The organism is Brevundimonas staleyi (assembly GCF_041893865.1).
In the GTDB taxonomy this organism is placed as follows: Bacteria; Pseudomonadota; Alphaproteobacteria; order Caulobacterales; family Caulobacteraceae; genus Brevundimonas; species Brevundimonas staleyi.
In genome coordinates, this window is the sequence record NZ_CP169082.1 from 1,856,659 (window position 1) to 1,875,294 (window position 18,636).

At 68.6% G+C, this 18,636-nt stretch carries 22 protein-coding genes; 7 read left to right on the top strand and 15 right to left on the bottom strand.

Translation table 11 applies throughout. The annotated features are described in order from the left end of the window. Positions 1-12 precede the first annotated feature (12 nt). Positions 13-360: a hypothetical protein gene (locus tag ACETK8_RS09285; protein WP_374039211.1), complete on the top strand. Its 348-nt coding sequence runs from the start codon at positions 13-15 to the stop codon at positions 358-360. Here ACETK8_RS09285 and ACETK8_RS09290 read toward each other — a convergent pair. The 6 genes from ACETK8_RS09290 to ACETK8_RS09315 form a co-directional block, all read right to left on the bottom strand. Further along, entirely contained in the window at positions 357-1,367 is a 1,011-nt protein-coding gene (locus ACETK8_RS09290) for a glycerophosphodiester phosphodiesterase (protein WP_374039212.1), read from the bottom strand. The two genes, ACETK8_RS09285 and ACETK8_RS09290, sit on opposite strands and share 4 nt — an antisense overlap. Positions 1,368-1,560: 193 nt before the next feature. Further along, on the bottom strand, positions 1,561-2,367 hold the full coding sequence (locus ACETK8_RS09295; RefSeq protein ID WP_374039213.1) for an inositol monophosphatase family protein: 807 nt from the start codon (positions 2,365-2,367) through the stop codon (positions 1,561-1,563). 179 nt (positions 2,368-2,546) lie between these two features. Continuing rightward, positions 2,547-3,116: an elongation factor P gene (efp, locus tag ACETK8_RS09300; RefSeq protein WP_374039214.1), complete on the bottom strand. Its 570-nt coding sequence runs from the start codon at positions 3,114-3,116 to the stop codon at positions 2,547-2,549. Between the two features lie 99 nt (positions 3,117-3,215). Then, positions 3,216-3,776: a TspO protein gene (locus tag ACETK8_RS09305; RefSeq protein WP_374039215.1), complete on the bottom strand. Its 561-nt coding sequence runs from the start codon at positions 3,774-3,776 to the stop codon at positions 3,216-3,218. 52 nt (positions 3,777-3,828) lie between these two features. Further along, positions 3,829-4,329 carry a bacterioferritin gene (gene bfr / locus ACETK8_RS09310; RefSeq protein ID WP_374039216.1) on the bottom strand — a complete coding sequence of 167 codons (501 nt, stop codon included), beginning with the start codon at positions 4,327-4,329 and terminating at the stop codon, positions 3,829-3,831. 144 nt (positions 4,330-4,473) lie between these two features. Next, entirely contained in the window at positions 4,474-4,659 is a 186-nt protein-coding gene (locus ACETK8_RS09315; protein WP_374039217.1) for a (2Fe-2S)-binding protein, read from the bottom strand. Positions 4,660-4,772: 113 nt separating this feature from the next. On the opposite strand from ACETK8_RS09315, the gene thiE reads away from it, so the two are divergent. After that, positions 4,773-5,411, top strand: a complete 639-nt coding sequence (gene thiE, locus ACETK8_RS09320; protein ID WP_374039218.1) for a thiamine phosphate synthase — start codon at positions 4,773-4,775, stop codon at positions 5,409-5,411. Between the two features lie 91 nt (positions 5,412-5,502). Here the strand turns inward: thiE and ACETK8_RS09325 are convergent. Further along, a protein-coding gene (locus ACETK8_RS09325; protein WP_249341170.1) for an IS3 family transposase occupies positions 5,503-6,692 on the bottom strand; the annotation gives its coding sequence in 2 pieces (ribosomal slippage) (positions 5,503-6,440 and positions 6,440-6,692; 1,191 coding nt in all). 78 nt (positions 6,693-6,770) lie between these two features. Here ACETK8_RS09325 and ACETK8_RS09330 point away from each other — a divergent pair. Continuing rightward, positions 6,771-8,438 (top strand): ATP-binding protein, encoded by a 1,668-nt coding sequence (locus ACETK8_RS09330; RefSeq protein ID WP_374039219.1) that lies wholly within the window; start codon positions 6,771-6,773, stop codon positions 8,436-8,438. A 66-nt stretch (positions 8,439-8,504) separates the two neighbouring features. After that, positions 8,505-9,452, top strand: coding sequence for a hypothetical protein (locus ACETK8_RS09335; protein ID WP_374039220.1), 948 nt, complete (start codon positions 8,505-8,507; stop codon positions 9,450-9,452). On the opposite strand, the gene ACETK8_RS09340 is transcribed toward ACETK8_RS09335, so the two are convergent. From ACETK8_RS09340 to ACETK8_RS09350, 3 genes are all read right to left on the bottom strand, one after another. Continuing rightward, entirely contained in the window at positions 9,449-9,784 is a 336-nt protein-coding gene (locus ACETK8_RS09340; RefSeq protein ID WP_374039221.1) for a VOC family protein, read from the bottom strand. The two genes, ACETK8_RS09335 and ACETK8_RS09340, sit on opposite strands and share 4 nt — an antisense overlap. Positions 9,785-9,978: 194 nt before the next feature. After that, a complete protein-coding gene (locus tag ACETK8_RS09345) occupies positions 9,979-10,953 on the bottom strand; it encodes an alpha/beta hydrolase (RefSeq protein ID WP_374039222.1) in 975 nt (324 codons plus the stop codon). Continuing rightward, complete coding sequence (locus tag ACETK8_RS09350; RefSeq protein WP_374039223.1) at positions 10,953-12,134, bottom strand: thiolase family protein; 1,182 nt, start codon at positions 12,132-12,134, stop codon at positions 10,953-10,955. Before ACETK8_RS09350 ends, ACETK8_RS09345 begins: the two co-directional genes overlap by 1 nt. A 134-nt stretch (positions 12,135-12,268) precedes the next feature. Between ACETK8_RS09350 and ACETK8_RS09355 the strand changes: the two genes are divergently transcribed. After that, positions 12,269-13,870 carry a leucyl aminopeptidase family protein gene (locus ACETK8_RS09355; protein WP_374039224.1) on the top strand — a complete coding sequence of 534 codons (1,602 nt, stop codon included), beginning with the start codon at positions 12,269-12,271 and terminating at the stop codon, positions 13,868-13,870. A 44-nt stretch (positions 13,871-13,914) separates the two neighbouring features. Here the strand turns inward: ACETK8_RS09355 and ACETK8_RS09360 are convergent, their stop codons facing one another. The 5 genes from ACETK8_RS09360 to ACETK8_RS09380 form a co-directional block, all read right to left on the bottom strand. Beyond that, positions 13,915-14,139 (bottom strand): hypothetical protein, encoded by a 225-nt coding sequence (locus ACETK8_RS09360; RefSeq protein WP_374039225.1) that lies wholly within the window; start codon positions 14,137-14,139, stop codon positions 13,915-13,917. Position 14,140: 1 nt separating this feature from the next. Further along, positions 14,141-15,619, bottom strand: coding sequence for an Asp-tRNA(Asn)/Glu-tRNA(Gln) amidotransferase subunit GatA (gene gatA / locus ACETK8_RS09365; RefSeq protein ID WP_374039226.1), 1,479 nt, complete (start codon positions 15,617-15,619; stop codon positions 14,141-14,143). A 1-nt stretch (position 15,620) separates the two neighbouring features. Next, a complete protein-coding gene (gene gatC / locus ACETK8_RS09370) occupies positions 15,621-15,908 on the bottom strand; it encodes an Asp-tRNA(Asn)/Glu-tRNA(Gln) amidotransferase subunit GatC (protein ID WP_374039227.1) in 288 nt (95 codons plus the stop codon). A 75-nt stretch (positions 15,909-15,983) separates the two neighbouring features. Further along, a complete protein-coding gene (locus ACETK8_RS09375; RefSeq protein ID WP_374039228.1) occupies positions 15,984-16,598 on the bottom strand; it encodes a class I SAM-dependent methyltransferase in 615 nt (204 codons plus the stop codon). Positions 16,599-16,608: 10 nt separating this feature from the next. Continuing rightward, entirely contained in the window at positions 16,609-17,130 is a 522-nt protein-coding gene (locus ACETK8_RS09380) for a hypothetical protein (protein WP_374039229.1), read from the bottom strand. A gap of 78 nt (positions 17,131-17,208) precedes the next feature. On the opposite strand from ACETK8_RS09380, the gene ruvX reads away from it, so the two are divergent. Both ruvX and ACETK8_RS09390 read left to right on the top strand, forming a co-directional pair. Beyond that, positions 17,209-17,688 carry a Holliday junction resolvase RuvX gene (gene ruvX / locus ACETK8_RS09385; protein WP_374039383.1) on the top strand — a complete coding sequence of 160 codons (480 nt, stop codon included), beginning with the start codon at positions 17,209-17,211 and terminating at the stop codon, positions 17,686-17,688. Next, entirely contained in the window at positions 17,685-18,608 is a 924-nt protein-coding gene (locus ACETK8_RS09390) for an AEC family transporter (RefSeq protein WP_374039230.1), read from the top strand. The genes ruvX and ACETK8_RS09390 overlap by 4 nt, the downstream gene beginning before the upstream one ends. The last annotated feature ends 28 nt before the right edge of the window (positions 18,609-18,636 follow it).

The window sequence follows — 18,636 nt, forward strand, 5'->3', positions numbered from 1 at the left end:
CATTCTGATGGAATGCTCAGTGCCCTGATCGTCGCCGCCGTCCTGTCGCAGACCCAGCCGGGCGAGGCCGATCTGGCCCCGGCCTTTGGGAACACCCTGTTGTCGACCTATCCGGACGGGCGCACCGCGCGGATGTGGTTGCAGGAAGGCGGCCGGTTCGAGGGACGCGGTCGCCGGGGCGGGTTGAGCAGCGGGGTCTGGCGCGTGCGCGACGGTCAGGTCTGTTTCAGCCAGCGGCGGCCCATTCCTCTGCCGGGATCGTTTTGCACGCCGATCGTGCGCGGCGGGATCGGCACGTCGTGGACGGCGCGGGCGGTGACGGGCGAGACGATCCGGGTGGAACTGGTGGCGGGGCGCTAGTCGCGCGCGTTCACCGCCACGCCGGGGAAGTCGCTGAAGACCGCGTCCACGCCGAGATCATAGAAGCGCCGAATCCAGCCCGGCAGGTCGCCGCGATAGTCCACGGGCACAAAGATGTCCTCGGCGCGGAAGGTCCAGACGACGACCTTCAGGCCCGCCGCATGGGAGTCGGCGACGAGGCTGGTCGGGGTTCCTGCGGCGCCGGCGGGCGTGCGGGGGATGACCATGGCGGTCTCGACGGCGGCCCAGTCGGCGTAGGCCGCCAGTTCGGCCAGTCCTTCCGGCGTGACCATCGAGGCGTAAAGAATGTCGGGCAGGTCGGCCGGGCCGCCGGAGGGCGACATCAACTGGGCGAGGGGGCTGTCGATCAGGCCGTTCAGTTCGCGCAGGGGACCCACCTCGAAACACTGGACGACGATGGGACTGTCGGCGGCGTCGAGGGCGTTCTGGCGCACGATCTCGACGAAGGGCGCGATCATGGGCAGGCCGATCTCGGTGAAATAGCTCGGGTGCTTCAGCTCTGGCGCGACGCCGATGACGCGGCCGGTGCGGGCGGAGGCCTCGCGGGCGATGTCGATGACCTGCTGGAAGGTCAGGATCGTCTCGTCCAGGTGGGTCGCGCTGTCGGGGCGCAGGGCCGGGAGGCGTTCGCGGGCGCGCAAGGTCTGGAGCTCGGCGAGGGTGAAGTCCTCGGTGAAGAAGCCGGTGACCGTGCGGCCCTCCATCCATTTCGTCGTGTGGCGGTCCGCGAACTCGGGATGGTCGGCGACGTTCGTCGTGCCGCCGATCTCGTTCTCGTGTCGGACGATCAGGTGGCCGTCCTTCGACATGACCAGATCCGGCTCGATGAAATCCGCGCCCTGTTCGATGGCCAGTTCATAGGCCGCGCGGGTGTGCTCCGGCCGCTCGCCGGAGGCGCCGCGGTGGGCGATGACGAGGGGCTGGGTCATGTCTTGGGCGGCGACCGGGCTGGCGAGGAGCAGGGCGGCGAGGATGATCCGGATCATCCGTGAAGGGTAGGGATGGGGCGTGACGCGGCGATGAATTCTCCCTCCCACTTGGGGGAGGGTGGTCGAAGCGAAGCTGAGACCGGGTGGGGGCGGCAAGGAGAGGCCCCAAGGAAAGATCGTCGCGTGGTCGCCTTGTCCTCCCCACCCCCTCGCTTGCGCGAGGACCCTCCCCCGAGGGGGAGGGAGAGGCTTATGCGCTTAGCAGCACCTTGCGCAGCTGCGGATGCAGTTCGGGGTTGGCGGCCAGCACCGAGGCTCCGGTCTTGGGGTCGCCGTCCTGCTCGATGGTGGTGACGATGCCGCCGGCCTCGGTGACGAACAGCACGCCCGCCGCCACGTCCCAGGGCTTCAGGTTGCGCTCGAAGAAGGCGTCGTAGCGACCGCAGGCGACCCAGGCGAAGTCCAGGGCCGCCGAACCCAGACGACGGATGCCCGCCGTGCGCTGGCCGATGGCGTGGATGTCCTTGATCGACTGGGCGTGGCCCGCCTTGCCGATGAAGGGAAGGCCGGTCGAGATCAGGCTTTCGGACAGGTCGCGACGGCCGGCGACGCGGATGCGTTGGTCATTCAGGTAGCAGCCCTTGCCCTTCTCGGCCCAGAACAGCTCGTTCATGATCGGGTTGTAGGTGACGCCCGCGACGATCTCCGACGAGCCGTCCGGCGCGTGACGCTGCAGGCCCACCGTGATGGCGAAGTGGGGCATGGCGTGCATGAAGTTGGTCGTGCCGTCGATCGGATCGACGATCCAGGTGTGGGACTTGTCGGTGCCCTCGATCAGGCCGCGCTCTTCGCCGAGGAAGCTGTAGCCCGGACGGGCCTTCATCAGCAGTTCGAAGAGGGTGTCCTCGGCCTTGATGTCGGCGGCGGTGACGAAGTCGCCGGGGCCCTTGCGCGAGACCTGCAGCTGGGCGACCTCGCCGAAGTCGCGCAGCATGGGGCGGGCCGTCTTGCGGACGGCGTCGGTGATGACGGAAACGAGGGCGGAGGAGAGGGCCATGGTCGGTACCTGTCGGTCGGTCTTAGCGTGAGATCGTCACCCTCGGGCTTGTCCCGAGGGCCCATATATCAGAACGCACGACCCGAAGGCCTGACGCACAGCACTCGGACCTGAACGGTCGAAGCGAACTTGACGATGGATCCTCGGGACAAGCCCGAGGATGACGGCGGTATTGGGTCTTAGTCCGCGCGGCGGACGTATTCGCCGGTCGAGGTGTCGACGACGATGCGCTCGCCGGCCGACATGTACGGCGGGATCATGATGCGGACGCCGTTGTCGGCGACGGCGGGCTTGTAGGACGACGAGGCCGTCTGGCCCTTCACGGTCGGCTCGGTCTCGGCGACGGTCAGGGTGACGTGATCCGGCAGCTCCAGGCCGATCGGGCGGCCTTCGTGCATCTCGATGACGACCTTCATGCCGTCTTGCAGGTAGGGGATCGAATCCTCGCCGACCCAGTCCTTCTGCAGTTCGATCTGCTCGTAGGTGCCGTCGTCCATGAAGACCAGGGCGTCGCCCTGTTCGTACAGGTAGGAGAAGTCGCGCTGTTCCAGCGTGACGCGCTCGACCTTGTCTTCCGAGCGGAAGCGTTCGTTCAGCTTGTTGCCGGTCTCGAGGTTCTTGGCCTCGACGTTGGCGAAGGCGCCGCCCTTGCCGGGTTTGACGTGGCTGGCCTTGGTGACGACCCACAGGCCGCCGTTGTGTTGCAGGACCATGCCCGGCTTGATGGTGTTGCCGTTGATTTTCGCCATGGGAATCACAGGGGTTGGGGCGCTGCCAATACGGCGCGCGAAATCGGGCGCGATCCCTATATGAGGCCGCTCATTTGAGCAAGCTGGGGTGGTGAGCGCTTAGTGAAGCGTCACGTTACCCGCATCCTTCGCCTTGCGGTCGATGAAGTTGGCGACGCGGACGCCGCCGCCGGTGGGGGAGGCCAGCTTGCCGGTGTCGGGGTCGAGCTTGCGGGCCTCATGGGCGAAGGCGGCGGCCAGACCGGCGGAGGTCATGGCGGCGGCGATCTGCATGCCCCGGCTGGCGGGACGAAGGGCGATCCAGACGGCGTTGATGGCCTGGGCCCCGGCCCACAGGATCATGGCGCTGGTGCGCGCGCCGGTCGCCGGGGCGTTCCAGACCCGGACGGCGGACAGGGTCGTGGCCGAGAAGACGGCGGGCAGGATCAGGCTGAAGGCACCGCGCGGCCGTTCGGTGATGGGGGCGGCGACGCCCTTCACCTTGGATGGCACGGCCGGGCGGGGACGAATGGTGCGGGTGGCGACGACGGTGGCCAGAAGGGCGAAGCCGACGGTGGCCGCCACGCCGATGACGACGTGGGCCGGGCTGCGCCCCTCGGCGTTCAGGAAGTCGCTCGCGGCCTCGCGTACGTCGTCGATGGTGTCGTCGAAATCGGTCATGGCCTAGCTCCTCCAGCCATTGGGGAATGGCCGGAGGGCGGGGCGGTTCCGATCAGTTGCCGGTGGCGGCGCCGTCGGTGACGATCTCCTTCATCGCCGACTGCAGATAGTTCTGGGTGCCCAGCAGTTCGATCAGCTTGTGCTGGTTTTCCAGGAAGTCGATGTGCTCCTCGGTGTCGGCCAGGATCTTCATCAGAAGGTCGCGGCTGACGTAGTCGCTGGCTTCCTCGCACTGGGTCACGGCGGCCGAGGTGGTGGCGCGGCTTTCGATCTCGAGCTGCAGGTCGGCGCCCAGGCATTCGATCGGATCCTCGCCGACCTTCAGCTTGTGCAGGTCCTGAAGGTTCGGAAGGCCGTCCAGGAAGAGGATGCGTTTGATCAGCATGTCGGCGTGCTTCATCTCGCCGATCGATTCCTCGTAGATGACGTTGCCGAGGTGGGCCAGGCCCCAGCTCTCGAACATGCGGGCGTGCAGGAAGTACTGATTCACCGCCGTCAGCTCGTTGGTCAGCACTGCGTTCAGCGTGCGAATGATCGCGGGGTCGCCCTTCATGGCCATGTCCTTAGCTCTGTCGTCCGGCCGGGGGAGGCCTTGTTGATGAGCACGGCATAGCACAGGAAAAACGCTCGCGATGACTTGCGAGTGTTTATCACGACATTGATATTGCGAATGATTTTGGCCCGCAGGCCGCGCGCCTTACTCGGCGGCGAGTGCGAAGGATTCGCGGCTTTCCGAGATTATCTGGCGCATCTCGCAGACGCATTTGGCGCATTGCGCTTCGCACTGATTGCGCTGGAAAATTTCACGGGGACGGGTCGCGCCGGCTTCGATGGCGAAGGCGACGTCGCGCTTCCTCAGACCGTTACAGTTACAGACGTACAAAGCAGGGCCGCCCCGAAACGCTACATGCGATTGGTTCGCTATAGCAGGACTTGGGGCGATTGCAACGCGTTCGCAAGGTTGACGTGAGGGCGTGGGCGTCGCACCTCCCGGCCATGACCGATCCCGCCTGCCAACTGTATCTGATCACCCCGCCCGTCATCGACGATCTGGAAGCCTTCGCGGGCCAACTGGAAGCCGCTCTGGACGCCGGTCCGGTGGCGGCCTTGCAGATCCGGCTGAAGCCCGCCGACGACGCGACCATCACGGCGGCGGTGAAGCGGCTGGCGCCCATCGCCCAGGGGAGGGGCGTGGCGGTGATCCTGAACGACCGGCCCGACCTGGCGTCCGCGCTGGGCTGTGACGGCGTGCATGTGGGCCAGACGGATGCGTCGGTGGCCTCGGCCCGGCGTGTGATGGGCAAGACCGCCATGATCGGCGCGACCTGCCACGACAGTCGTCACCTGGGCATGGAGGCGGCGGAAGCGGGGGCGGACTATGTGGCCTTCGGCGCCTTCTATCCGACCGGCACCAAGGAGACGACGCATCGGCCGGAGCCTGAGATCCTGACCATCTGGCAGGAGACGATGGAGGTCCCGTCCGTGGCCATCGGCGGGATCACGGTCGAGAACGCCGCGCCGCTCGTTGCTGCGGGCGCCGACTTCCTGGCGGTCAGCGCCGGGGTTTGGGCCTATCCGGCCGGTCCGGCCGAGGCCGTTCGCCGATTCTCGCGGGTGTTGAACGGCAAAGCCTGACTTCAGGGGATATTAGGAAGCTGGCGTTAGGGTTGACGTTCGTACCCCTGCCCAGAGTTCCCCGAATGCTCCATGACGTGACCCCCGTTTCTCATCCAGCCATAACGAGAGTCCTTTGGTGATCTGAACTGGGGTTGGTGGGGTTGGCAAGAGGCCGGTCAGCGCAGCCTCCAACCAGCGCAGCGGACCGGCCGATCTTTCCGCTGAGCGCATCTGCGTAGGCCTGCGGCGTCAGCCAGCCGAGCTTCGAGTGCGGCCGGGTTTCGTTGTAGTCGCGCCGCCAGGTTTCGAGCACCGCACGGGCGTGCGGCAGGGATCGGAACAGCGTCTCGTTCAGCAGCTCGTCACGCAGACGGCCGTTGAAGCTCTCGTTGAAGCCGTTCTGCTGAGGCTTGCCCGGCGCGATGTAGTGCCAGCCCACACCGGCGTCGTCGGCCCAGGCCAGGATGGCGTTGGACGTGTATTCCGTGCCGTTGTCGCTGATGATCGTCTCGGGTCGCCCGCGTCGCAGGATGATGGCGTCCAACTCGCGCGCCACCCGTCGCCCTGACAGCGAGGTGTCGGCGACGAGCCCGAGGCACTCGCGGGTGCAGTTGTCGATCACCGTCAGGATGCGGAAGCGCCGCCCGTCCGTCATCTGGTCGGACACGAAGTCCAGCGACCAGCGCTGGTTTGCGACCAGAGGAATCTCCAGCGGCCGCCTTGTGCCCATCGCGCGTTTGCGCCCGCCGCGCCGACGCACCGTCAGCTTCTCCTCGCGGTAGATCCGCTGGACACGCTTCTTGTTGACCGCATGGCCCTCGCGCCGGAGCATCACGTGCAGACGTCGATAGCCGAACCGCCGACGCTCCTGGGCCAGGGCCTTCAGCCGATCGCGCAGGGCGCCGTCGTCCGGTCGCGTCGCCTGATAGCGCACGCTCGTCCGGTCCACGCCCAGCACCCGGCAGGCCCGCCGTTCGCTCATCCCGTAAGCCGACTGCAGGTGCGCCGCCGCCGCTCGATGCGCAGCGGGCGTCACCACTTTTTTCCCAGCAGATCCTTCAGCGCGACGTTGTCCAGCATCGAGTCCGCCAGCATCCGCTTCAGCTTGGCGTTCTCCTCTTCCAGCGCCTTCAGCCGCCGGGCCTCCGACACGTCCATGCCGCCATACTTGGCCTTCCATTTGTAGAAGGTCGGCGAGCTCAGCCCGTGCTTCCTGCACAGATCCGCCACCGGAACACCGGCCTCCTGCTCGCGCAGGATCCCGATGATCTGCTCTTCCGTAAACCGTGATCGCTTCATTCTGTCCGTCCTTTCGAGGGGCGGACTCTAGCTATTCGTGGAGGAGTTTCAGGGGGTCACGTCATCCAGAGCCGCGCGATGACCGCGACCGAAGCCGAGGTCCCCGAGACCTTGGGCGTGGAGACGCGGGTCGTTCGCGCATCGACCGCCGCAGGGCTGTTCGCACAGCCGCTGACGCCGATGCTGACGGTGCTGGGGGTGATGATCCTGGCCTTCGTCGCCATCACCACGGCGCGCACCTCGGACATGGTCGCGGCCCTTTGGGCGGCGAACGGTCTGGCGGCGGCGGTCTGGCTGAGGAGCGGTCGGGGCTTCGGTTACGACCTGTGCTTCGGCGCCCTGATGGCGTTCGGGATCCTGGCGGGACAGTTCCTGGCCGGGAACACGCCGGTTCAATCGGCCATCTTCACCGTGGCCAATACGATCGAGATCGTCCTGGCCGTCATGCTGGCGCGTCGGTTCGCTCCTACGCTGAACTTGGCCAGCGTGGCCGGAGCCTGCCGCTTCATCCTGTGCGCCGCCGTGGCGCCGGCCGTGGCGGGCCTGTTCGCCGCGACCTGCCTGTCCGCCCTGCGGGGCGTCCCATTCCTGGAGACCTTCCAGACCTGGTGGTTCGGCCATGCCCTGGGTCTGGCGGTCATCAGTCCCTTCGTCCTGTCGGTGGACATGCGGGCGGTGCGGGCCATGTTCAATCCGTGGCGGGCGGCCGAGACGGTGATGCTGTTCGGCCTGATCGTCGGCGTCTGCACCATCACCTATTGGGTCGCGAACATGCCGCTGGGCTTCGTGATGGTGCCCCTGCTGATCGTCATCGCCGCGCGCCTGAGGGTGCTGGGCGTGACGGCGGCGCTGGTGGTCATTTCGGTGATGTCGCTGACCTCCCTGATGATGGGCGCCGGTCCCTGGCATCTGGTGATCGGCGACCGCGCCGAGCGGGCCATGCTGCTGCAACTGACCATCCTGTTCGGCTATCTGCCCATCCTGCTGGTCGCCTCCCTGCTGGAAGAGCGGGATCGGCTGTCGGCGCGGGCCAAGGCGGGGCAACTGCGGGCCGAAAAGGCGTCCGAGGCCAAGTCGCGCCTGCTGGCCAACGTGGCTCACGAGATCAAGAGCCCCATCGGCGGCGTCATCGGCATCGGCGACCTGTGGTCGAGCGGCCAGCTCGGCCCGGTCACGGAGACGCAGAAGGAAATGGCCGCCATGCTGGTCAAGACCGCGCGTCAGGTGGAAGCCCTGTCCCACGACCTGCTGGACGTCGCTCGCGCCGAGTCGGGCGCGGTGAAGGTCGAGATGCGGCCTACCGACATCCCCGGCATTCTTGAAGACATCCGCCGCACCACGGCCATGCGGCCGGAAGCGCGGATGCTGACGCTGAAGGTCGTCTGCGAGGGCGACGGTCTGGTGGCCCTGGCCGATTCCCAGCGCCTGGCCCAGGTCATCGACAACCTGGCCACCAACGCCGTGAAATATGGCGCGGCGGGGGGCGAGGTCACCTTCCGGGCGCGCCGCATCTATGACGGCGTCCGCATCGAGGTCAGCGACAAGGGCCCCGGCCTATCGCCCGAGAAGCAGGCCCAGCTGTTCGAGCCGTTCAACCGGCTGGGGCTGGAGCGTTCCACCGTCGAAGGCCACGGCATCGGCCTGGCCCTGGCCAAGCGTCTGGTCGAACTGCAGGGCGGGTCGATCGGGGTGGATTCGGTGACCGGGGAGGGCGCGACTTTCTGGATCGAACTGCCCGCCGCCTAAAGGGCGCAATCTGACGCTTCCTGTCCGACGCTTGCCGTTCCAGGCCCGAAAGACGATGTTCCCGCCATGTCGCATCTAGCCGTTCTCGCCGCCGTCCTGATCGCCCAGAGCCAGGCCGCGCCTTCCACGGGCAGCGCCCTGACCCGCAGCCTGAACTCGGCCCCGCCCGCCGGTGTGGTGGCGACGCCGCGTCCTTCGCCCGCGCCGGCCCCGACGCCAGCGTCGGCTCCGACCGCCGTCGCGCCGGCCGCGACGACCCCGCCGACGGCCGCCGCGCCCGTGCGCGTCGCACCGCCGGCCACGCCGCCCGCCGCGGTCGCCAATCCGCCCCGATCTCAGCCGCCGGTCGGTGCGCCGATCACCACGCCCTCCAGGATCGGGCCGAGCCCCAGTCCGGCTCCGGGCGCTGCGGCGCCACGAAGCGCCGCCCCCGCCACGGCGGCCCCGACGCCCGCGCCACGGCCCGTGACCCCGGCGCCCGGCCCGGCGACCTCGCCCCGTCCGACGACTCCGGCGCCCGCTCCGAGCGCCGCTCCGAGACCGGCTCCGGCTCCGCCCGCAACGCCTCGTCCCACCGCGCCCGTGACGGCTCCGCCGGTCGCAACCCCGCCCGTGACGGCCCCCGCAGAGCCGCCGCCTCCGCCCATGACGGTGTTGGATGCGCCGGCGATCCGGGCCCTGCCGTTCACGGTGGAGCTGCCCAGCGGCGTGACCATCACGACGGGCCGTCCGGGGCCGAACTTCAACATCTGGACCATCCGCCGGGGCGGGCAGCCGCTGGTGATGGTCTATGCCGGGCCGTCGTCCCAGTTCCCGATCTACTCAGGCCAGATGGTCGAGACGACGGGCCGCGCCTCGGTCGTGGCGCAGGAGGACGGACGGCGGGTGGCGCTGGAGCACCTGTTCACCCGCACCACGGCGCCGACCGAGGTCCACGTCTGGATCACCAGCGTGGAGGGTGCGGACCGCGCCCTGGCCGAACAGATCGGCCAGTCGGTGGACGTCCGCCGCTAGCCTTCGGACCAGACGGCCAGTTCGTTGCCGGACGGGTCGCGGAAATGGAAGCGGCGGCCGCCGGGGAAAGCGAAGATCGGCTTGACGATCACGCCGCCGGCCGCCTCGACCTTGGCCAGCATGGCTTCGATGTCCGTGGCGAACAGGACGGGGAGGGGCGGTTTCGCGCCCTCGTCGGCGTCGAACCCGCCGTCCAGACCCTCGTCGAACGCCGCGTAGGTCGGGCCGTAGTCCTGGAAGGTCCAGCCGAAGGCGGCGGTGTAGAAGGCCTTGGTCTCGGGTAGGCCCGTCGCGGTCATCTCCAGATAGTCGAGCTTGCCGTCGGTTCGCATTGTCGTGATCCCTTCAAAAATGACGTTCGGTCGCGCTTGCCAGCCGCCCAACGACTCGGCAACCTGCGAACGACTATCAAGCGCAGGTGTCTCGGTGATCGTACTGTCGGCAGGTCCTGAAAGTCTGGTCCGTCTGATGCGGGAAGCGAAGCCGCGTCCGGCGCCGACGCCGCCGAAACCTGTGGATCGGGCGGCTAGGCGGTAAGCCAGCCGTTTTGACGCCCGAAGGCCAGGACCAACTCCGGCCAGACCTCGGCGGGCTTTCCGGCGATCAGGCGAATGCCGAAGCCGTGGCCGCCCTCCTGGAACAGATGGGCCTCCGAGGTCACGCCGCCGGCGCGCAGGGTAGTCAGCAGTTGCAGACTGTTCTCCGGCGGGACGCTGGCGTCGTCCAGCGCATGGATCAGGACGGTGGGGGCGACGCCGGTCCAGTCCTTCCGGTCCAGCGACCATTCGGTGATCTGTTCGGGTGTCGGGCTGTCGCCCAGCAGATGCTCACGCGAGCCCTTGTGCGCGAACGGATTGGCCAGGGTGACGACGGGGTAGAGCAGGATGTTCAGGTCGGGTCGGTGCGAGGCTGCGTCGGACGCATCGACCGGCTCATAGGTCGCGTCGGATCGCGAGGCGAGCAGGCCCGCCAAATGCCCTCCGGCCGAGGCGCCCAGGCTGGCGATGCGCGCGGGGTCGACGCCGTAGTCGGCGGCGTTGGCGCGGATCAGGCGGAGCGCGCGCTGGGCGTCCTGCAAGGGGGCGTTCGGCCCGGCGGCCCAGCCGTCGGCGGGCAGGCGATAGCGCAGGACGAAACAGGTGACGCCGGCGGCGGCGAAGACGCGGGCGACATCGAACCCCTCCTTGTCCAGCACGGCCCAGCGATAGCCGCCGCCGGGAATGAGCAGGAGGGCGGCGCCGTTCGGCCGCTCCGGCCGCATGACGGTCAGGATCGGGTCGGTGGTGTATTGGGCGTAGCGGTCGTGGAAGCTCGGATCGGTCGAACGCTCCGGCACGACGGGGGTGACGGTGACGTTTTCACCGCCCGGCGCGCCATTGGGCCACAGGTGGACGACCTCGGTCGGGTCGGCCGGAGCGACGGTCTGGGCCTTTACGGTGGTCGCGGCGGCTGCGGTCACAGCCGCCGCGCCGAGGAGGGAACGACGGCTGAGATCGGTCATCAGGCCAGTTCGACCGCCAGGGCCACGGCCTCGCCGCCGCCGATGCAAAGCGACGCGACGCCCTTGGACTGGCCCCGGTTCTGCAGCGCGGCGATCAGGGTGGTCAGGACGCGCGCGCCCGAGGCGCCGATGGGGTGGCCGAGCGCCGTGGCGCCGCCGTTCACGTTCATCCTGGCGTGGTCGATGCCCATCTCCTGCATGGCGATCATGGGGACGACGGCGAAGGCCTCGTTGATTTCCCAGAGATCGACGTCCTCGACCGACCAGCCGGCCTTCTTCAGCGCCTTCTGCATGGCGGGAACCGGGGCGGTGGTGAACAGGCCCGGCTCATGGGCGTGGGCGGCGTGGCTGACGATGCGGGCGACGATGGGCAGGTTCATCGCCTTGGCGACGCTCTCGCGGGTCATGACCACGGCGGCGGCGCCGTCACTGATCGAGGAGGCGTTGGCGGCGGTGATGGTGCCGTCCTTGGAGAAGGCGGGCTTCAGGGTCGGGATCTTCTCCGGCATGGCCTTGCCGGGCTGTTCGTCCTCGGTGACCGTGACGGTCCCCTTGCGGCCCGCGACCTCGACCGGGGTGATCTCGGCTGCGAAGGCGCCGGTCTCGATGGCCTTGCGGGCGCGGCTCAGGCTTTCGAGGGCGTAGGCGTCCTGCTGCTCGCGCGTGAACTGATAGGTGGCGGCCGAATCCTCGGCGAAGGATCCCATCAGCTTGCCGGGGGTGTAGGCGTCCTCCAGCCCATCCATGTACATGCTGTCGACGATGACATCGTGGCCGATGCGGGCCCCGCCGCGATGCTTGTTCATCAGATAGGGGGCGCCGGTCATCGACTCCATGCCACCCGCCACGACGATGTCGGCGCTGCCCGCCGCGAGGGTGTCGGAGGCCATCATCACGGCCTGCAGGCCCGAGCCGCACATCTTGTTGACGGTCGTCGCCTCGACATGTTGGCCGAGCCCGGCGCCGATGGCGGCCTGACGCGCCGGGGCCTGACCCAGACCGGCAGGCAGGACGCAGCCCATGTAGATCTGCTCGACCTTGTCCGGCGAGACGCCCGCGCGCTCCACCGCCGCCTTGACCGCCGTGGCGCCCAGTTCGGTCGCCTTCACGCCGTTGAAGGCCCCCTGGAAACCGCCCATGGGCGTGCGGGCGAAGGCGACGATGACGACGGGATCGGACATGGGACGGCTCTCGAAATGACTTGCAGCGGATGTAGCGCCGGGCGGGAGCGATTGCGAGGGGCGGCCATTCCGTCGCATGGTCCCTGTCGTCGGACTGTTACAGAGTTACGCCCTCGCTGTTCTGGAGGCTGCTCATGATTTCCGTCCGTCGTTCACTTCTTGTCGCCGCCTCGGCCCTGGCCCTGGCCGCCGCATCGGCCCCGGCGGTCGCACAGTCTCAAGGCGCGGCGGGCGTGGCGGCGGCGCCGAGCCAGAGAGCGGTGACCTTCGCGACGGAAGCGAGCACGCCGACGGGCGTTGTCGTCCTTCCGCTGCGGTCCGTCGCCGATCTGGACGCCCTGACAGGCTTCGCGGACGTCGAGGCCGTGCGTCGCGCCTTGACCTCGGCCGGGTTCGGCTATGGCGCGCGACAGACGCTGAGCCTGCGCGGCATCGGCGGCTGGGATCGCATTTTGGTGCTGGGTCTGGGCGCCGAGGGCTCGGCCTCCGACCTGCAATGGAGCGGGGCGGTGGCGGGGCGCAGCCTGATGTCGGATACGGGCGCGGTCACCGTGCTGGCGCCGGCCCTGTCGGGCGAACAGGCGGCGGCCCTGACGACCGGCTTCGGCATCGGCCACTATCGTTCCAACATCCATCAGGCCTCGGCGCGGAACGCCGCCGCGCCGGGCGGGCTGACCGTCGTGACGCCGGACGCCGCAGCAGCGGAGACCGCCTTCGAGGCGCGCGGCGCGGGTCTGGTCGAGGCCATGACCTGGGTGCGCGACATCTCCAATGAGCCGGCCAACATCGTCTATCCGGAGACCTTCGTGGAGCGGACCCGCGCCGCCTTCCAGGGCGTGCCGGGCGTCTCGATCGAGGTGCTGGACGTGGCGGCCATGGAGCGGCTGGGCATGGGGGTGATCACCGCCGCCGGTCGCGGCTCGGCCCGTCCGCCGCGTCTGCTGGTCGTGCGCTATGAAGGGGCAGGGGCGCCGGAGGGCGGCCCCATCGCCCTGGTCGGCAAGGGCATCACCTTCGACACCGGCGGCATCTCCATCAAGCCCGGCGCCAACATGGGCAATATGAAGATGGACATGTCGGGGGCCGCCTCGGTTATGGGGGCGACCCTGGCCCTGGCCCGTTCGGCCGCGCCGGTGAACGTGGTCGCCGTCGCCGCCCTGGTCGAGAACATGCCGGACGGCGCGGCCATGCGGCCGGGCGACGTCCTGACGGCCATGAACGGCAAGACCATCGAGGTCATCTCGACCGACGCGGAGGGGCGGCTGGTCCTGTCCGACGCCCTGGTCTGGACCGAGCGCAATATGGAGCCGGCGGCCATCGTCGATGTCGCCACCCTGACCGGCGCGGTCGGCGGGGCGCTGGGCGATGACTATGCGGGCCTGTTCAGCCGCCACGACGCCTTGGCCGATCAGCTGACGGCGGCGTCCGGCGCGACGGGCGAGGGGCTGTGGCGTTTGCCGCTGCACGCCTCCTATGCGTCGGACACCTCGTCCACCATCGCCGACATCAAGAACTCCGGCGACGGCGGGGCGGGGGCCGGGACGGGCGCCTGGTTCATCGGCGAGTTCGTCAGCCGCGAGACCCCCTGGGCCCACCTGGACATCGCCAACATGGCCTATGGCGGCGCCAACGACTGGAAGCCGGCGGGCTCGGCCGGGTTCGGGGTGCGTCTGCTGGAACAGTTCGTCCGCGACTGGCGTCCCGTCGCGCGCGGCGTCGCCGACGGCGGCCGCTGATACGAAAAGGGCCGCCGGTTCGCCCGGCGGCCCTGACTTCAGATTTAAGGTTTCGGTTCGGTCGGCTTCCAGAGCAACCACGGCCATGTGCAGAGGCCTATGCCGACCAGGGTGAAGAGCGCGGCAAACGCCCAGGCGGCGCCGGCTCCCGATTGATAGCCCTCAAGAACCTGGGCGACGACGACCCAAAAGAGGCCGGCGAGAAAGGCCATCGCGCCGACAAAGACCGACAGGCCTTTGATCAGAACGCGCCAGCCGTCTCGGGTCATCTCACCACCAGCGCTCGGCCTTCCCGACGCCGCCCGCGGCCTTCTCCAGCGCCGCGCCGACCTGGAAGACGGTCGCCTCGTCCAGCGCCTTGCCGATGACTTGCAGACCCAGCGGCAGACCGTTGGAATCCACGCCCGCCGGCACCGAGATGCCCGGCAGGCCGGCGAGGTTGGCGGTCACCGTGAAGACGTCGTTCAGATACATCGTCACCGGGTCGATCTGCTTGTCGCCCAGGGCGAAGGCGGCCGACGGGGTGGACGGCGTCAGGATGGCGTCGACCTGATCCCAGACGTTGTCGAAGTCCTCGGCGATGCGGCGGCGGACCTTCAGCGCCTTCACATAGTAGGCGTCGTAGAATCCGGCCGACAGCACATAGGCGCCGATGGTCAGGCGACGCTGGACCTCCTGGCCGAAGCCTTCGGCGCGCGAGGTCTCGTAGAGGTCGGTCAGCGACTTGGCGTTCTCGGCGCGGTGGCCGAAACGCATGCCGTCGTAGCGCGCCAGGTTCGAGGAGGCCTCGGCTGGGGCGACGATGTAATAGGTCGGCAGGGCGTATTTGGTGTGCGGCAGGCTGATCGGCACGATCTCGCAGCCGGCGTCCTTCAGCCAGGCCACGCCCTGGTCCCACAGCGCCTGGATCTCGGCGGGCATGCCGTCGACGACGTATTCGGCGGGGACGCCGATGCGGAGGCCCTTCACCGACTTGCCGACGGACGCCGACCAGTCCGGCGTCGGGATGTCGAGGCTGGTCGAATCCTTGGCGTCGAAGCTGCACATCGACTGCAGCATCAGGGCCGCGTCCTCGACCGTCTTGGTGATCGGTCCGGCCTGGTCCAGCGACGAGGCGAAGGCGACCATGCCGTAGCGGCTGGCGCGGCCATAGGTGGGCTTGATCCCCACCGTGCCGGTAAAGGCGGCGGGCTGGCGGATCGAACCGCCGGTGTCGGAGGCCGTGGCGGCCAGGCACAGGTCGGCGGCGACGGCCGAGGCCGAACCGCCCGACGAGCCGCCCGGGGTCAGGTCGGCGTTGGAGCCCTTGGACTTCCAGGGGTTCTTCACTGGACCGAAGGCCGAGGTCTCGTTGGCCGAGCCCATGGCGAACTCGTCCATGTTCAGCTTGCCCAGCATGACCGCCCCGTCGCGCCACAGGTTGGCGGTGACGGTGGATTCATACGGCGGGATGAAGCCGCGCAGCATGTTGGAGGCGGCGGTCGTCTGTACGCCCTCGGTGCAGAACAGGTCCTTGATGCCCAGAGGCGCGCCCTCCAGCGGGCCGGCGGTCCCGGCGGCGATACGGGCGTCCGAGGCCTTGGCCATCTCGATCGCCTTGTCCGGCGTCGTCACGACATAGGCGTTCAGGGTCGGGTTGGCGGCCTCGATGTTGGAGACGAAGGCGCGGGTGATCTCTTCCGAGGAAAAGGCCTTGGACTTCAGACCGTCGACGGCGGCCTTCAGGGTCAGTTTGGTCAGATCGGACATACTATTCGACCACCTTGGGCACGACGTAGAAGCCGTCGGCGGACTTCGGCGCATTGGACAGGACGGCCTCGACCTTGGCGCCGTCGGTGACGACGTCCTCGCGCAGGCGCAGGGGCTGGGCGACGTTGGAGGTCATCGGCTCCACGCCGGTCACATCGACTTCGCCCAGCTGGTCGATCCAGGCCATGATGCTGTTCAGCTCGCCGGCCAGCGGCTCCAGCCGGTCGTCGGGGGTCTTGATGCGGGCGAGGAAGGCGACCTTCCTCACCGTCTCTGCGTCGATGGCCATGCGGCCCTCCAGTCATAGGCGGTGTAGCCGGCGGGATTACCTGCCCATACCGCGCCGCACAAGGACTGGAAGGCCTCAGACGCGCCTTGCGATCACCGTCAGCCAGACGCCCTCGCGTCCCTCGAAGGTCGAACGCCAGTCGATCGACAGGCCGTGGCGGGCGAGGAGGGCGGTCATGTCCGCTTCGGTCCAGCGCACCACCTGATAGGTCCCCTCAGCATCGCTGGAGATCCGTTCGCCCTCGCCGAGCTGGAATGACATCAGCAGGGCGCCGCCGGGCCTGAGCGCCCCGGCGATCCGGGCGATGACACCCTTGACCAGATCGCGGCCGATATGCTGGATCACATAGAGGGCGACGACGCCGTCCCATGGACCGCCCAGATCGTCCGCAATCAGGTCCAGCCGGGTCGCCGACTTGCCGCGCCGGGTCTGGAAGGCCACGAAACCCGCCGCGCCGTCGGTGCGATGGACCGCCAGCCCCATGGCCTCCAGCCGATCCGCATCCCAGCCCGGCCCGGATGCGACCTCCAGCACGCGGCCGCCCGCACCGACCGCCGCCGTGAACCGCTCCAGCGCCTCCAGATGATCCGGCGTCGGCGCATGATGGGTCTCGGCCGAATAGTTCTCGACCGAGTTGTCGTAGCCCGCGACGGTGGCGCGGTTCAGATCGACGGAGGTCTCGTCGCTCATCCCGACGCGATCACTGGGCCGGGGTGACCGTCACGGCGGTCGGAACCTCGTCGTTCGCGCCTTGCGTCCACTGGACGATGACCTTGCGGTGGCGGTCGCCGATATGGCCGGTCGCCTCGTTGTAGTCGCTCTCGTGGATGTCCAGGTCGATGCGGCCGTTGGCGTGGGACAGGACGGTGTAATCGAGGAAGTCGCCGATCGGGTAAACGACCCAGCCGTCGTTCGGGTTCTGGAAGAAGGCGATATAGGTTTGAAGGCCGTTCATGGCCGGATCGCCGCCGGCGACGCCGAACAGCTTGGCGCTCTCGCCCGGAACCTGATCGACGCGCACGACGCCGGCGGCCCATTGCAGGCCGTCCTCGGCCTCAGCGGCCGTCAGGGCGACAGGAGCGCCCGACGCCGTCAGGGGCGCGGCCTGGGGCGTCGCGGCGGCTTCTGCGGGGGCTTCGGCCTTGCCTTCGGGCGCGGCGACGAAGTTGCAGGCGGTCAGCAACAGGGCGGCGGTCGTGGCGGCGATGGGCGAAAAGCGCATGTCGGAGTCCCTTCCCGGATCGATGATACGCCACAGTCGCCTTTGACAGGCCTGATGGCAACGCCTACCGGGCCGGTCATGCCCGTTCTGGATATCCTCGACCTGCCTGCCGCCTGTCCGCCGGACACGGCGTGGATGGGGCTGGATCTGGGGGAGCAGACCATCGGCGTGGCGGTGTCCGACACGACGCGGATGATCGCCAGCCCGCTGGAGCTGATCCGCAAGTCCAAGTTCACGCTCGAGGCCCAGACGCTGTTCAAGCTGATGGATGCGCGCAAGATCTCCGGCCTCGTCATCGGCCTGCCGGTCAACATGGATGGGACCGAGGGGCCGCGCGCCCAGTCGTGCCGGGCCTTCGCCCGCAATCTGGAGCGGCATCGGCCGGTGAACGTCGCCTTCTGGGACGAGCGGCTTTCGACCAGCGCGGTCGAGCGTTTCCTGATCGACGAGCTGGACCTGTCGCGGAAACGCAGGGCAGGGGTGGTGGACCGCACGGCGGCCGCCTGGATCCTGCAAGGGGCGCTGGACCGGGTTCGGGATCAGGCGAGCTGGGTATGATCGGGCTGATCGCCGGGGTCGTCCCGGTCTTCTTCATGATCGCCCTGGGCTATGGGCTGAAGAAGTCGCAGTTCCTGCCGGACGAGACCTGGCGGCCGATCGAGAAGCTGTCGATCAATCTGCTCTATCCCGGCTTCCTGATCCCCTCGATCTGGGGCGCGGATCTGGGTGGCGGCAGCGCGGGCGCAGCGGCGGGGGCGGCGGTGGTCGCGGTCCTGATCGTGGCGGCGCTGACGTTGCTCGCCAAGCCGCTGATGACCCTCGACGGGCCGGCCTATACGTCAGTGTTCCAGGGGGTGATCCGGTGGAACAGCTTCGTCTTCCTGCCGGTGATCCAGGCGTCCTTCGGGGCCGAGGGACTGGCGCTGGCGGCCGTCATGATCGCCTGCATCATTCCGGTCACCAACATCGCCTGCGTCGCCGTGCTGGCGAAGTGGGGCGCGGGGCAGAAGGCGGTGACGCCCCTGGCCCTGGTGAAAGCGATGCTGGCCAACCCGATCCTGCTGGCCTGTCTGATCGGCCTCGCCTTGAACTTCGCTCGCGTGCCGAGGCTGCCGGGGATTTCCGACACGCTCGAACTGCTGGGGTCGGCCGCGCTTCCGCTGGGTCTGATCATCGCGGGGGCGGGGCTGAGCTTCGCCGAGGTGGCGCGTCGGAAATGGACCATCGCCGGGACCTCGTTCGTGAAGCTGATCGTGATGCCGCCCTTGATGTGGGGGCTGTGCATCCTGTTCGGCGGCGATCATCTGGCCCAGGGCGTGGCCATGCTGTGCGGGGCGGCGCCGGGGGCGGCGGCGGCATACTTGTTGGCGCGTCAGATGGGCGGGGACGCGCCGCTGATGGCCGGGGTGATCGCCCTGACGACGGTGGTCAGCGCCCTGATGATCCCCGTCTTGCTGTTCGTCTATCACCTGACTTGAGGTGAGGGCCGGGCGCCCCTATAGCCCC